This window comes from Brevundimonas sp. AVps7 (assembly GCF_058681545.1).
Map to the genome: position 1 here is coordinate 1,810,878 of NZ_CM178742.1, position 13,203 is coordinate 1,824,080.

Consider the following 13,203-nt stretch of genomic DNA (forward strand, 5'->3'; position numbering starts at 1 on the left):
GCCCGACGGCGCTTCCAAGCGCCTCGATCGCCTCAGAGGTGCAGCCGGCGGATCAGATCAGCCCGCCCAGCGGGGACGACGGGTCGGCGTACATCTTCCTGGCCATCCGCCCGGCCAGATAGGCCTCGCGCCCGGCGATGACGGCATGCTTCATCGCCCGCCCCATCCGGATCGGATCGCGCGCCCCGGCGATGGCCGTGTTCGCGATCACGGCGTCGCAGCCCAGCTCCATGGCGATGGTCGCATCCGAGGCCGTGCCCACGCCCGCATCGACCAGCACCGGCACCCTGGCCTGCTCGACGATCAGCCGGATATTGACCCGGTTCTGGATCCCCAGCCCCGACCCGATGGGCGAGGCCGCAGGCATGATCGCCGCCGCGCCCGCGTCCTCGAGCCGTTTGGCCATGACCACGTCGTCGGTGCAGTAGACCATGACGTCGAACCCGTCGGCGACCAGCAGATCCAGCGCCCGGAGCGTCTCGATCATGTCGGGATACAGGTGCGCCGAGTTCGACAGCACCTCCAGCTTGACCAGATCCCAGCCGCCCGCCTCGCGCGCCAGCCGCAGGGTGCGCACCGCGTCCTCGCCCGTGAAACAGCCGGCCGTGTTTGGCAGGAAGGTGAACCGGTCGGGCTTCAGATAGTCGACCAGCATCGGCTGGGACGGATCGCTGAGGTTCACCCGGCGCAGCGCCACGGTGACGATGTCGGCGCCCGCAGCCTCGGCCGCGGCCGCGTTCTGGGCGTAGTCGGCGTATTTCCCCGTTCCGACGATCAGACGCGAGTTGAAGCTGCGACCGGCGACGGTCCAGGTATCGGCAGCGGTTTCGGCGGGCGGGACGACGGGAGCGTTCATGGCCCTCATCTAGGCTTCAACGGCGTCGAACGGAACCCGCTCAACCCCCGCCGACGAACTGAACCAGCTCGATCCGGTCGCCGTCTTCCAGCACCGTCTCCGCATGCAGCGACCTTGGAACGATCGCCAGGTTGCGCTCCACGGCGACCTTGCGGACGTCGAATCCCAGCTCCTCGACCAGGGCCAGGACCGTCTGCGCGGCGACTTCCCGCGTATCTCCGTTGACTTGAATGCGCATGTCGTTACGTCAACCTGACCTGTGCGGCGCAACCTCGGCTTTGACGAGCGACGCCGTTCCGCTAAAAGGCCGCCCCACCGAAGCGGTCCCAGCCCTTCGCCAGCCCGCCCGGAGCGAATGCCCGAAACCCCCGTCCTCTACGTCCTGAACGGTCCCAACCTCAACCTCCTGGGGGTGCGGGAGCCGCACATCTATGGGCGCGAGACCCTGGCCGACATCCAGGCGCTGTGCGAGACGGCGGCCGAAGGTGCGACGGTCGTGTTCCGCCAATCGAATCACGAAGGCGAACTGGTCGAGTGGATTCACGAAGCTCGCACCAAGGCTGCTGCGATCGTCATCAACCCGGCCGCCTACAGCCACACCTCCGTCGCCCTGCTGGACGCGCTCAAGGCCCTGACGATCCCGGTCGTCGAGTGCCATCTGTCCAACCCGGCCGCGCGCGAGGAATTCCGACGTCACTCCTACGTCTCCCTCGCGGCTACGGGCATCGTCTCGGGCTTCGGCGCCCAATCCTACGAACTGGCCGTCAAGGCCGCCCTTCGGCTGGCGCGGGAACGCTCCGCATCGCCTGCCCGTTGAACTCAGACCACAAGGCATAGCTCTCATGGCGACCGACAAGAAACTGGATAACGAGCCCTCGGTGGAGATCGACACCACGCTGGTCCGCCAGCTGGCCGATATCCTCAACGACACCTCGCTGACCGAGATCGAGGTCGAGCGCGGCGAACTGCGCGTCCGCGTCGCCCGCGAAATCACCGCCGCGCCGGTCATGCAGTACGCGTCCGCTCCGGCCTATGCCCCGCAGGCCGCTCCCACTCCCGCTGCCCCGGCCGCGCCGCTCTCCATGCCGTCGGACCCGGCAACCATCGTCGCCAGGTCGGGCGAGACGGTGAAGTCGCCGATGGTCGGCACCGTCTATCTGCAAGCCTCGCCAGAGGCCCCGCCGTTCGCCAAGGCCGGCGACAAGGTCAAGAAGGGCCAGACCCTGCTGATCGTCGAGGCCATGAAGACGATGAACCCGATCCAGTCGCCGCGAGACGGCGTGGTCCAGGAGATCCTGGTCGGCGACGCCCAGCCCGTCGAGTTCGGCGAACCCCTCGTCGTTCTCGAGGCCTGAGCCCAGTGTTCACCAAAGTCCTCATCGCCAACCGCGGCGAGATCGCGCTGCGAATTCACCGTGCGTGCAAGGAGATGGGCATCTCCACGGTCGCCGTACACTCCGAGGCCGACCGCGGCGCCATGTGGGTGCGGCTGGCTGACGAAAGCGTCTGTATCGGCCCGGCGCCGGCCGCGAAGTCTTACCTGAACATCCCCTCGATCATCGCGGCGGCCGAGATCACCGGCGCCCAGGCGATCCACCCCGGCTACGGCTTCCTGTCCGAGAACGCCCGGTTCGCCGAGATCGTCGAAGCCCACGGCATGACCTTCATCGGTCCCAAGCCCGAGCACATCCGGATCATGGGCGACAAGATCAGCGCCAAGCAGACGGTGCTTGAAGCCGGTATTCCCTGCGTTCCGGGCTCCGCCGGCGAGGTCGAGACGATCGAGGCGGCCATCGAAGCCTCCAAAGCCATCGGCTTCCCGCTGATCGTCAAGGCGGCGGCGGGCGGCGGCGGGCGCGGCATGAAGGTCGCCCTGACCGCCGACGACCTCGTGGAGGCCGTCCAGACCGCCCAGACCGAGGCCAAGGCCGCCTTCGGCAACGGCGCCGTCTACATGGAGCGCTATCTCCAGAAGCCGCGCCACATCGAGATCCAGGTCGTGGCCGACAGCCACGGCAACGTCGTCCACCTGGGCGAACGCGACTGCTCGCTGCAGCGTCGTCACCAGAAGGTGCTGGAAGAGGCCCCCTCGCCCGCCCTGTCGGCCGCCGAACGCGTCGCCATCGGCGAGACGGTCAACAAGGCCATCGGCAAGATCGGCTATCTGGGTGTCGGCACCATCGAGTTCCTGTGGGAGGACGGCGAGTTCTTCTTCATCGAGATGAACACCCGCCTTCAGGTCGAACACCCGGTGACCGAAGCCATCACCGGCGTCGACCTGGTCCGCGAACAGATCCGCATCGCCGCCGGCCTGCCGCTGTCGTTCACCCAGGACGACATCCATTTCGAGGGTCACGCCATCGAGGTCCGGATCAATGCCGAGAACTCGGAAACCTTCGCGCCGTCGCCCGGCACGGTCACCGACTTCCACGCGCCCGGCGGCCTGGGCGTGCGTCTGGATAGCGCCATCTACGCCGGCTATTCGATCCCGCCCTACTACGACAGCCTGATCGGCAAGCTGATCGTGCACGGCCGTGACCGCGCCGAGTGCGTCGCCCGCCTGAAGCGCAGTCTGAACGAGATGGTCATCGGCGGCATCGACACGACCATTCCCCTCTTCCAGAAGCTGCTGCAGGAGCCGGACATCCTGTCGGGCGACTACGACATCCACTGGCTGGAAAACTGGGCCAAGCGTCAAAAGACCGACGCCTGACGTGACAGATCCGGCGGCCAGCGCCTTCTCGCCGCCGGAGCCTTTCGACGCCCACGCCCTGTTGCAATGCTACGCCCACGGCGTCTTTCCGATGGGCGAGGGCCGCGACGATCCGCGCGTCTATCTGGTCGAGCCCGAGCAACGGGGCGTCATTCCGCTCGACGCCTTCCACATCCCGTCCCGCCTGCGGCGCACGGTCCGCAACGAGCCCTTCATCGTGCGTGTGGATACGGCCTTCGACGCCGTCCTGCACGCCTGCGCCGCGTCCGGACCGGGACGCGAGGAGACCTGGATCAACGACCCGATCATGGGGCTCTACTTCGACCTGCACCTGCGCGGCCATGCCCACAGCATCGAATGCTGGCGCGATGAGGTGCTGGTCGGCGGCCTCTATGGCGTCACCCTGGGCGGCGCCTTCTTCGGGGAAAGCATGTTCAGCCGGGAGACGGACGCGTCCAAGGTCGCGCTCGTGCACCTCGTCGCGCGACTAAGGCTCGGGGGGTGGCGGTTGCTGGACGCCCAGTTCCGCACGGCCCATCTGGACCAGTTCGGCCTGCTGGAAATTCCCCAGCGCGCCTATCTGAAGCGCCTGGCTGCAGCGTTGCCGGTGATACCCGATCCGACAGCCCTCGCCCGCCCGTTGTCAGGCGCGGAGGCTGTGACCTACGCCTTGCAGGCCACGACCCAAGCGTCATAGATCGGGTGCTGCAGCCCGCTGAGCGCCGGGGTTGACGAGAACATCCAGCCCCGGAAGATCTGGCGCGGGGCAGCGCCCACCGCCTTGGGCTGAAGCGTCACGTCGATATAGGCGATGGCGTCCTCGACCAGTTCGTTCTCGGCCGAGACCTCGCACGCGCGGGCGGTGAAGATCAGCGACTGATTGAAGCGCACCGGGCGTCCGCCCACCTCGACCTCGAACCGCATGCTTTCTGCGGTGATCTTGTCGATCGCCTCAATGATGGCGACCCGGCGACGCTGGCGCGGGACCGGCGTGTCGGCGGCGAGACGCTTGGCCTTGTCCTCCTCGGACTCGCCCTCATCCTCGTCGTCCTTGTCTTCCGCATTCTCGTCATCGGCCGGATCGCCCGCCTTGTCCTCTTCGAGGGCGGCCGTGGCGATCTCGACCGGGGGCGGAGGCGTGATGGCGATGGGCACGGCAGGCGCCGGATCGGCAGCCGGAGCCGCTTCCTGCGTCGGATCGGCCCTCAGAACGTCGCCGATGGGATCGGCAGCAGGGGTCGCGTCCTGTGCCGGAGCGTTCTGCCAGCCGCCGGCGACCACGCCGCCTGACACGGCCAGTCCGACGACCGCCGTGCCGATCAGCAGGATGCGTGTGCGGTTCATTCGGGCTTCCAGGCCTCGTAGTCGCCTGTTGCGGCGGGTCGAACCCCCTCCTCCAGCAGCGAGCCCTGCGGATGCCAGGCCAGCGGCGTGCCCGTCATATTCGGGCGGTGATCCAGTTCCCAGCGACGGCGCGGCAGCGGCGCCTCGGTCGGCGGTTCATCGAAGGTGTAGTGCAGCCAGCCGTGCCAGTCCGGCGTCACCTTCGACGCCTCAGCATAGCCCTCATAGACGACCCAGCGCCGCTTGCGGCCGTCATAGCTGACGTTGTCGCGCGACTGGTAATAGCGGTTGCCGTTCTCGTCGGTCCCGATCAGTTCGCCGCGCTTGGCGATGGTGAAGAGGGTGCCGATCGTCGCGCCGGACGTCCAACCGAAGATTCTGCCGAGCACGAGGCGATTCCAGTCCAGATTCGGATCGGCAGGAGGCCCGATCCACTCACCCGATCATAGAAACCGGCCGCCTCCGCGTCCAGCGTCCAGCCCAAATCGTCTCCAGCAACATCTTGGGGGTAACCCGCCTTCAGACCGCTACATCTATTGCGGCGATGGCGCGGAGCGCCCTAGGCTGACGAAACGATCCTGTCCGGGCCTGCGAATGCGCTTCACCCCCTTCCTGACCGACCTTGCGGCCTCCGTCGTGTGCGAAGCGCGCGAGATCGAGCGGGCCGACCGCGTCATCCGGGTCATGGCCCCCGCCGGCTGGAGCGACGCGCGGGTCGAGGCCTGGCTGGACTGGCATGACCAGTCGCCCGACGACTGGCCTCGCCTGGAGGGCGCGCCGTCCCGCACCTCATCCGCCGGACCGCCCGTTCTCGACGGAGCTCTGGATCGCTGGTCCGCGCGCCTCGCGGCCTGGGGCCGTTCGACCGGAGTGTTCCCGTCCGCGTCGGACGCCGAGACCTTCGCCTCGGAACTGGTCGCCAGCGTTCTTCTGGGTCTCGCCGCGCCGTCTTCGGTCCTGCTGGAAGGCGCCCGGACGCCGCCCGCGGCCGAAGACCAGCCCGGCCCCACCCGCAATGCGACCGTCTTCGACCTCGGCGACGCAGGAGTTCGCGCCCGATTCGAAAGCGACACGGCGCGGCGACGCACGGCGCGTGTGACCGCCCATGCCCTGTCCGGCGTTACCCGGACCCTGCGCGCGGTGACTGACGCGGTCCGGCGCTGCGACGGCCCGACCGCGGTGTGCGCCGACCCCGCCGCCAACCCCGCTCTCGGCCGCGCCGCCCTCGCCGCTCGCCGGGCCGGCGCTGACGACACGGCAATCCTGGATGCCATCGCCGGGCGGGTGTTCTCCTCCCCGGAACCGGAGCCCTTGAAGCAGACGCGGGTCGTCGCCGTCGCTGATCCCGCCTCGCCGATGGACGCCCCGCTCCGGGCCGCCGCCGATGGCTGCCTGGCCGACGACCTGGTCGTGGCCTTCTCCGTGCGGGATGCAGAGGCCGCCGCGGATCTGGCCATCGCCCCGGGCTGCGCCATCGCCCTCCCGGCCGTGGCCGCCACCCTGCCCGATATGATCGAGGCCCTCGACGCCCTCGCCCGGCTTTGGACGACCGCGCTGGAGATCGAGGTCGCCTGCGGCTTCGCACCGGACGGACGTCTGGCGCGCCGGCGTCATGCGGTGCGTCCCGTCGTTCTGACGCTGGAAAGCGGGCTCGACTGGCTGGTCGCCGAGGCCGACGGGGGGATCAATGAGACCGAATTCGCCGCCGCATCCGGCCTGTTCGCCGCGGCGGCTTCCCTCGCGTCGAGCGAACTGGCCGCGACGCTGCGTCCGGCAGCCGACTGGCCCGTCGCAGCCGAAGCCGTTCTGACCGCCCTGGCGGCGCGCGAGGCCCGCCTCGCCGACCTGACGAGCGAGCTCGGGCGGGCTGCCGCACTGCGAACCGCCCAGGCGCACGCCGCAGCGAGCGCTTCCGGTCGCCGACAGTGCCTGATCGCGACCCTGGCGACGGACGCGGAGCGGGATCTGCGCCTGGGCGTCGCTGCGCTGTCCGGTATCGAAGTCTTCCAGACCCGGGACGGCGACATGGTGCGCCGTCTGCACCCGACGCTGGCCGCAGCGATCACCGCCCAGGGCGGCGATGTCGAAGGCGCCGAACGCTGGCTGCTGGGCCGCCGCACGCTGATCGACTCGCCCGCCCTCGGCCATGCCGACCTCGCGGCGAAGGGCTTTACCGAGGTGGAGCTTGACCAGGTCGAGACGGCTCTGGCCCATGTCGAACGGCTGGATGAGGCCTTCGCCCCGCCAGTCCTGGAAGCCGGGTTCATACGCGACGTCCTCGGTTTCGATCAGGAGACCGTGGACCACAGCGGTCTGATGGCCCTGCTGGCCACCCCGGAACAGATCGCCGCCGCGACGGAACATGTGTTCGGCCACCGGGATCTGTCCGCCTGGCCGAGCGCGCCGTTGCGGCTGAAGACCATTCTCGCCGGCCTTGACCTTGCCTCGGCCGCCCTGACGCGCGCCGCCGAACCGTTCAGCGACGTTGCGGACATGACCTCGGTCGAACTGCCCAGCCGGGCGGGGATCGGCTCAGCCATGGCGATGCTGACCCAGGCCGCGTCGGAAGGTCGTCGTGCCATCCGCCTGTCGCGCCGTCAGGCCTCAAACCAGCCCCTGCTTCACCTTCCGGACTTCGAGCCCGCCCGGCGCGCGCCGGAGCCCGCGCCCCAGCCCCGGCCCGCGACGACCGAGCGCGTCGTCGAACGCGTCATCGAGCGTGTGCGTACCCGCCGCAAGCTGCCGGATCGCCGCAAGGGCTATATCCAGAAGGCCGCCGTCGGGGGCCACAAGGTCTATATCCACACCGGCGAGTACGAGGACGGCGAACTCGGCGAAATCTTCATCGACATGCACAAGGAAGGCGCCGCCTTCCGCAGCCTGATGAACAACTTCGCCATCGCGATCTCCATCGGCCTGCAATACGGCGTGCCGCTGGACGAGTTCGTGGATGCCTTCCTGCTGACCCGGTTCGAGCCGGCGGGGCGGGTCACCGGCAACGATTCCATCGGCTCGGCGACCTCGATCCTGGACTACATCTTCCGCGAGCTGGGCGTGTCCTATCTGGACCGTCACGAACTGGCCAATGCCGATGCCGAGCCGCTGGACGCCGACGGCCTGGGTTCAGGCAAGGCTGACGAGCTGGTCCCCGCCGCCCGCTTCATCTCCAAGGGATTCGCCCGGGGCCACGCGCCCGACAACCTCGTGGTCCTGCCGTTCGGCAAGAAGGCGGAAGCGCCCGCCGTCAGCGGCGACCCGAGGGAGGCCGAAACCTGCCCCGCCTGCGGCGACTTCACGCTTCAGCAACGCGGAGGGGCCTGGATCTGCGACACCTGCGGGATCGCGCCCCAGATGCGCGGGTAGCGCCTGGTGGCGAGCTTCAGTTGCCCTCTCCGCGTTCGCTGGGGCGAGGTCGATGCCCAGGGCGTCGTCTTCAACCCCAACTATTTCGTCTATGCCGACGTGGCCGCAACCGAGTTCTTCCGCGCCGCCGGGGTAATGACCGGCGACTACCCGGACATGGGCCAGAGTTACGTGGTCGATGCGCGCGCCAGCTTTCGCGCTTCGGCCCGGTTCGACGACCTCCTGCACATCCAGGTGTCTGTGCCCCGGATCGGACGCTCCAGCTATGAGCTTCGCGTCGACATCCTGCGCGACGGCGAACTTCTGACGGAGGTCTCGCTGACCTACGTGCGCGCGCTGGAAGGCAGGTCCGAACCCCTGTCTGAGGGCTATCGCGCCATGCTTGCCCGGGTCGTCACAACCGACTGATCGCGGTTCAGCAGATCGTAAGCACCTGTGAGCTAACCAGGGACCGACTGCCGCCGGCTCGCCGGCTTCGGAGCACGACCGCCTTGAAACGCCTGATCCTCGCCGCCACCGCCCTCGCGCTTGTCGCCGCACCTGCACTGGCCCAGAACGCCGGCCAGATCGCCCGCGTTCGAAGCGGCGCCAGCTGTTCGGGCTGCAACCTGTTCCAGGGCGACTTCTCGGGGCTCGATGCGCGCGGCCTGAACCTCAGCGGCTCGCGGCTGCGCCAGGCCGATCTCAGCCTGGCGACCATGAACCGCACGCGGTTTTCGAGCGCCGACCTGCGCGACGTCGAGGCCTACGGCGGCGTCTTCTCCAGTTCGAACTTCAACCGCGCCGACCTGACCAACGCCAGCTTCGTCGGCGCCTATCTGGAAGGCTCCAGCTTTTCGGGCGCGACCCTGACCGGGACCAACTTCTCCGGAGCCCAGCTGGCGCGCGCGACGGGCCTGACCCAGAGCCAGCTCAACCGGGCCTGTGGCGACGCCGCGACGACCTTGCCCGGAAGCCTGCGCATTCCCGCCTGCTGAAGACCTCCATCCTTACCGCGATTTAAGTAGGGTTTGCGGTGATCAGGTATCATCTAGGGGGCGTGAAGCAGACCATGACTCTTTCCCGCCGCCTGTCCGTCGCCCTGCCCGCGCTCGCGCTGTTCGCCGGCCTCTCGGCGCTCGCGGCTCCGGCCGCGGCCGAGGTCAGCCTGTCGATCCAGGATCGCGACGTGACGCGGATGATCTCGCTGGGCGGGTCTTGCAACCGCTGCGAACTGTCAGGCCGCAACCTGGCCGGCGCGACCTTCACAGGCGCCAGCTTCCTCAGCGCGACCCTGGTCGGCGCGGACCTGCGGGGCGCCGAGCTGGTCGGCTCCAACTTCTCGGGCAGCGATTTCACCCGCGCCAACATGACCGGCGCCGAAATCGTGGGATCGAACTTCACCGGCGCGGCGTTTCGCGACGTGAACATGAACGGGGTCGAGGCCCAGGGCGCTGTCTTCAGCCGGGCCGACCTCAGCCGGGCCAACCTTTCAGGCGCGGAACTGTTGGGCGCCAATATGAACGGCGCGGTCCTTGCGGGCGCCAATCTGTCGAACGCCGAGCTGTTCGGCACGACCCTGGCCAACGTCAGCGCGGGCGGCGCCTCCTTCGCCAACGCCGAATTGAACGCGGCCAATATGGCCGGCGGCGATTTCGCGGGGGCCAACTTCACCAACGCCCAGCTGGACGGAGCCTACCTGTCGCGCGCCGCTTTCGGGCGCGCCGTTTTCACCGGCGCCTCGCTACGCCGGACGGATATCCGGGGCGCGGACCTGTCGGGCGCCAGGGGCTTGGCCCAGACCCAGATCTCTCAGGCCTGCGGCGATTCCTCGACCCGTCTGCCGCGCGGCCTGAGCGTCCGCACCTGCAGTTCGCGGGTCATGATCCGGATGCCTTCGCCCCCGGCCCCTCCCGCGCCGCCGGCCCCGCCGTCACCGCGCCGCGACTTCGCCAGCGCCGACCGCCACTGATCGCGACGGCCGGCCTTCCCGCCGCTACTTCAGCGGAAGCGCCTGGCGGATGTGCAGCTCCTTGTACTGACGATCCAGCGCATCGGCCGGCGCACTCATCAGCAGATCCTGTCCTTGCTGGTTCAGCGGGAAGGCGATGACCTCGCGGATCGCGACCTGGTTGGCCAGCAGCATGACGATACGGTCGATGCCCGGAGCCAGACCGCCGTGCGGCGGCGCGCCGTAGCGGAAGGCGTTGAGCATGCCTCCGAACTGCTCCTCGACCACCGAGGCGTCGTAGCCGGCGATCTCGAAGGCCTTGAGCATGATCTCGGCCTTGTGGTTCCGGATCGCGCCCGAGCACAGCTCATAGCCGTTGCAGACGATGTCGTACTGATAGGCGCGAATGGTCAGCGGGTCCTGGGTTTCCAGAGCCTCCAGCCCGCCCTGCGGCATCGAGAAGGGGTTGTGCGAGAAGTCGACCTTCTTCTCTTCCTCGGACCATTCGAACATCGGGAAGTCGACGATCCAGCAGAACTTGAACTGCTCCTCCTCGACCAGCTTCAGCTCGGTAGCGACGCGGGTGCGGGCGAGCCCCGCGAACTTGGCGAAGACCGACGGCAGACCCGCGGCGAAGAAGGCGGCGTCGCCCTTGCCGAGACCCAGCGAAGTCATCAGCGCGTCGGTGGCCTCGCCCAGGTTCTTGGCGATCGGGCCGCCCCAGGCGTTGTTATCGTCGGACCAGAAGATGTAGCCGAGACCCGGCTGGCCCTCGCCCTGGGCCCAGGCGTTCATGCGGTCGCAGAAGGCGCGGGAGCCTCCGGTCGGGGCCGGGATGGCCCACACCGCATTCTTGGCGTCAGCGCCGAGGATCTTGTTGAACAGGCCGAAGCCGCCGTCGCGGAAATGCTCCGAGACGTCCTGCATCTTGATCGGGTTGCGGGTGTCCGGCTTGTCGGTGCCGTACCACCTCATCGACTGTTCGTAGGTCAGGCGCTCGAAGCCGGCGTGTTCCAGCGTCTGGCCGAAGTCGTTGGTGAAGGTGTGCGTCCCGGAGATCGGTGAAACGGGCTTGCCGTCGGCGAACTCCTCGAACACGCCGTGCATGACCGGCTCGATGGCGGCGAAAACATCCTCTTGCGTGACGAAGCTCATCTCGACGTCGAGCTGGTAGAACTCCAGCGACCGGTCGGCGCGCAGGTCCTCGTCGCGGAAGCAGGGCGCGATCTGGAAGTAACGGTCAAAGCCCGAGACCATGAGCAGCTGCTTGAACTGCTGCGGGGCCTGCGGCAGGGCGTAGAACTTGCCCGGGTGCAGCCGCGACGGCACGAGGAAGTCGCGCGCGCCTTCGGGGCTGGAGGCCGTCAGAATCGGCGTCTGGTACTCGAGGAAGCCCTGACCGACCATGCGCTGGCGGATCGAGGAGATCACGCGGCTGCGCAGCACGATGTTCTTGTGCAGGGTCTCGCGGCGCAGATCGAGATAGCGGTGCTTGAGGCGGATTTCCTCGGGGTATTCGGGCTCGCCGAAGACCGGCAGCGGCAGTTCGGCGGCTTCGGACAGGACCTCGACGCCCGAGACGCGCAATTCGATCTCGCCGGTCGGCAGGGTCGCGTTCACGACCGAGGCATCGCGGGCGATGACGTCGCCGTCCACGCGGATGACGCTCTCGGCGCGCAGGCGCTCGACGGCCTCGAAGCCCGGGGTCTCCGGGTGGAAGACCAGCTGGGTCAGGCCGTAGTGGTCGCGCAGGTCGATGAACAGCAGGCCGCCGTGGTCGCGCTTGCGGTGAACCCAGCCGGACAGACGCACTTTGGAGCCCGCGTCAGACGACCGGAGGGCGCCGCAGGTGTGGGAGCGATAGGCGTGCATGTCGGACATCGGGGGGAAAATCGTCTGAATCGGCCGGGAAACGGCAGGAATTGGAAGCGGCGTAAGGCGCATCCGCGCCCCGGAAAGTCAAGGTCGGCGGCCGGATCGGGCCGTGGCGGCGGACTCGAAAACACAGTCCGCCGAGTCCGGCGAGTCCGGATCGTCAGGCGCGAACGCCTCTTCGCCGGACGCTCCGGTAGTCTAGCCCGACACGACGCCAAGGCGCGGTCGCGATCCAGGAAGGCCGCCCGGCGGGACCTGACGGCCATTTCCGCGTCACATGACTTTAGTTGTGCGACGTCAAACGCGGTCGCAGCGGTCCACAGGGCCGCATCGTCTGTCCACGTCGCATCATAATCCCGTATCAGGACAATCCGGCCGATCTGCTATGGTGACCCCATGTCGGCGCGCCGTCCCCTTCGCGAACAGCTCAGGCTGCCCCTGACCCGGGAAGGGCCGCAGGGCGCGGCATCCTTCGTGCGCTCGGCCTCCAACGCCTATGCTGTCGACGCCCTGGCCGCCTGGCCGGACAGCGCGGGCCAGGTCATGGCCATCTGCGGCCCCGCCGGATGCGGCAAGAGCCATCTGGCCGCGGTCTGGGCCGAACGGGTCGGCGCCATTCCCCTGAACGGGGCCGAGGCCGCCCTGGCCGATCCGCTGGAGCTGGAAGGTCGGCCCGTCCTGCTCGACATCGCCCAGGAGGCCGATGACGAGACCCTGTTCCACCTGATCAACCTGGCCCAGCAGGATGGCGGCGCCCTTCTGCTGGTGTCGCGTCCGTCGCCACGGCGCTGGCAGGTCGCCGTGCCTGACCTGCGCTCGCGGCTCGACGCGGTGCGGGTGATCGCAATGGAGGCGCCCGACGACACGGTCCTGTCCGCCATTCTCGCCGCCCGGTTCGCCGAGCGCAGCATCGCGCCGGGCGACGGGGTGATCGACTATCTGGTTCGCCGTATCGATCGTTCGGCCGCCGCCGCCGCCACCGTCGTTGAACGCCTCGACGCCGAGCATCGGCCTGTCAATCGGGCCCTCGCCCGGCAGGTTCTGGGGGCCAGCAACGATCTGTTCGACGACGCGCCCGAAGATGACGGCGGATCAGGGTTGCAGCCGTAACAATCGCGCCCC

Annotated in this window: 14 protein-coding genes; 9 read left to right on the forward strand and 5 right to left on the reverse strand. The window is 68.5% G+C overall.

The window, feature by feature from the left end:
* Positions 1-52: 52 nt before the first annotated feature.
* Positions 53-856 (reverse strand): thiazole synthase, encoded by an 804-nt coding sequence (locus tag ACW17Y_RS09065; protein ID WP_492035398.1) that lies wholly within the window; start codon positions 854-856, stop codon positions 53-55.
* A gap of 40 nt (positions 857-896) precedes the next feature.
* A complete protein-coding gene (gene thiS, locus ACW17Y_RS09070) occupies positions 897-1,094 on the reverse strand; it encodes a sulfur carrier protein ThiS (protein ID WP_492035399.1) in 198 nt (65 codons plus the stop codon).
* A gap of 117 nt (positions 1,095-1,211) precedes the next feature.
* Here thiS and aroQ point away from each other — a divergent pair, with 117 nt between their 5' ends.
* The 4 genes from aroQ to aat all read left to right on the forward strand — a co-directional run bounded on the left by aroQ (position 1,212) and on the right by aat (position 4,266).
* Complete coding sequence (aroQ, locus tag ACW17Y_RS09075) at positions 1,212-1,673, forward strand: type II 3-dehydroquinate dehydratase (protein ID WP_492035400.1); 462 nt, start codon at positions 1,212-1,214, stop codon at positions 1,671-1,673.
* Positions 1,674-1,698: 25 nt separating this feature from the next.
* Entirely contained in the window at positions 1,699-2,211 is a 513-nt protein-coding gene (accB, locus tag ACW17Y_RS09080; protein WP_492035401.1) for an acetyl-CoA carboxylase biotin carboxyl carrier protein, read from the forward strand.
* Positions 2,212-2,216: 5 nt separating this feature from the next.
* Positions 2,217-3,569, forward strand: a complete 1,353-nt coding sequence (gene accC / locus ACW17Y_RS09085; protein WP_492035402.1) for an acetyl-CoA carboxylase biotin carboxylase subunit — start codon at positions 2,217-2,219, stop codon at positions 3,567-3,569.
* A 91-nt stretch (positions 3,570-3,660) separates the two neighbouring features.
* Positions 3,661-4,266 (forward strand): leucyl/phenylalanyl-tRNA--protein transferase, encoded by a 606-nt coding sequence (gene aat / locus ACW17Y_RS09090; protein ID WP_492038272.1) that lies wholly within the window; start codon positions 3,661-3,663, stop codon positions 4,264-4,266.
* Here aat and ACW17Y_RS09095 read toward each other — a convergent pair.
* Entirely contained in the window at positions 4,233-4,913 is a 681-nt protein-coding gene (locus ACW17Y_RS09095; protein WP_492035403.1) for a DUF2155 domain-containing protein, read from the reverse strand. The genes aat and ACW17Y_RS09095 overlap by 34 nt on opposite strands.
* On the reverse strand, positions 4,910-5,302 hold the full coding sequence (locus ACW17Y_RS09100; RefSeq protein WP_492035404.1) for an NADH:ubiquinone oxidoreductase subunit NDUFA12: 393 nt from the start codon (positions 5,300-5,302) through the stop codon (positions 4,910-4,912). Before ACW17Y_RS09100 ends, ACW17Y_RS09095 begins: the two co-directional genes overlap by 4 nt.
* Before the next feature lie 205 nt (positions 5,303-5,507).
* Between ACW17Y_RS09100 and ACW17Y_RS09105 the strand changes: the two genes are divergently transcribed.
* The 4 genes from ACW17Y_RS09105 to ACW17Y_RS09120 all read left to right on the forward strand — a co-directional run bounded on the left by ACW17Y_RS09105 (position 5,508) and on the right by ACW17Y_RS09120 (position 10,227).
* A complete protein-coding gene (locus ACW17Y_RS09105) occupies positions 5,508-8,276 on the forward strand; it encodes a TSCPD domain-containing protein (RefSeq protein ID WP_492035405.1) in 2,769 nt (922 codons plus the stop codon).
* Between the two features lie 6 nt (positions 8,277-8,282).
* Positions 8,283-8,684, forward strand: coding sequence for an acyl-CoA thioesterase (locus tag ACW17Y_RS09110; protein WP_492035406.1), 402 nt, complete (start codon positions 8,283-8,285; stop codon positions 8,682-8,684).
* Between the two features lie 83 nt (positions 8,685-8,767).
* Complete coding sequence (locus ACW17Y_RS09115; protein ID WP_492035407.1) at positions 8,768-9,253, forward strand: pentapeptide repeat-containing protein; 486 nt, start codon at positions 8,768-8,770, stop codon at positions 9,251-9,253.
* 74 nt (positions 9,254-9,327) lie between these two features.
* Positions 9,328-10,227: a pentapeptide repeat-containing protein gene (locus ACW17Y_RS09120; RefSeq protein ID WP_492035408.1), complete on the forward strand. Its 900-nt coding sequence runs from the start codon at positions 9,328-9,330 to the stop codon at positions 10,225-10,227.
* 24 nt (positions 10,228-10,251) lie between these two features.
* On the opposite strand, the gene aspS is transcribed toward ACW17Y_RS09120, so the two are convergent.
* Positions 10,252-12,087, reverse strand: coding sequence for an aspartate--tRNA ligase (aspS, locus tag ACW17Y_RS09125; RefSeq protein ID WP_492035409.1), 1,836 nt, complete (start codon positions 12,085-12,087; stop codon positions 10,252-10,254).
* Between the two features lie 390 nt (positions 12,088-12,477).
* Here aspS and ACW17Y_RS09130 point away from each other — a divergent pair, with 390 nt between their 5' ends.
* On the forward strand, positions 12,478-13,191 hold the full coding sequence (locus tag ACW17Y_RS09130; protein ID WP_492035410.1) for a P-loop NTPase family protein: 714 nt from the start codon (positions 12,478-12,480) through the stop codon (positions 13,189-13,191).
* The last annotated feature ends 12 nt before the right edge of the window (positions 13,192-13,203 follow it).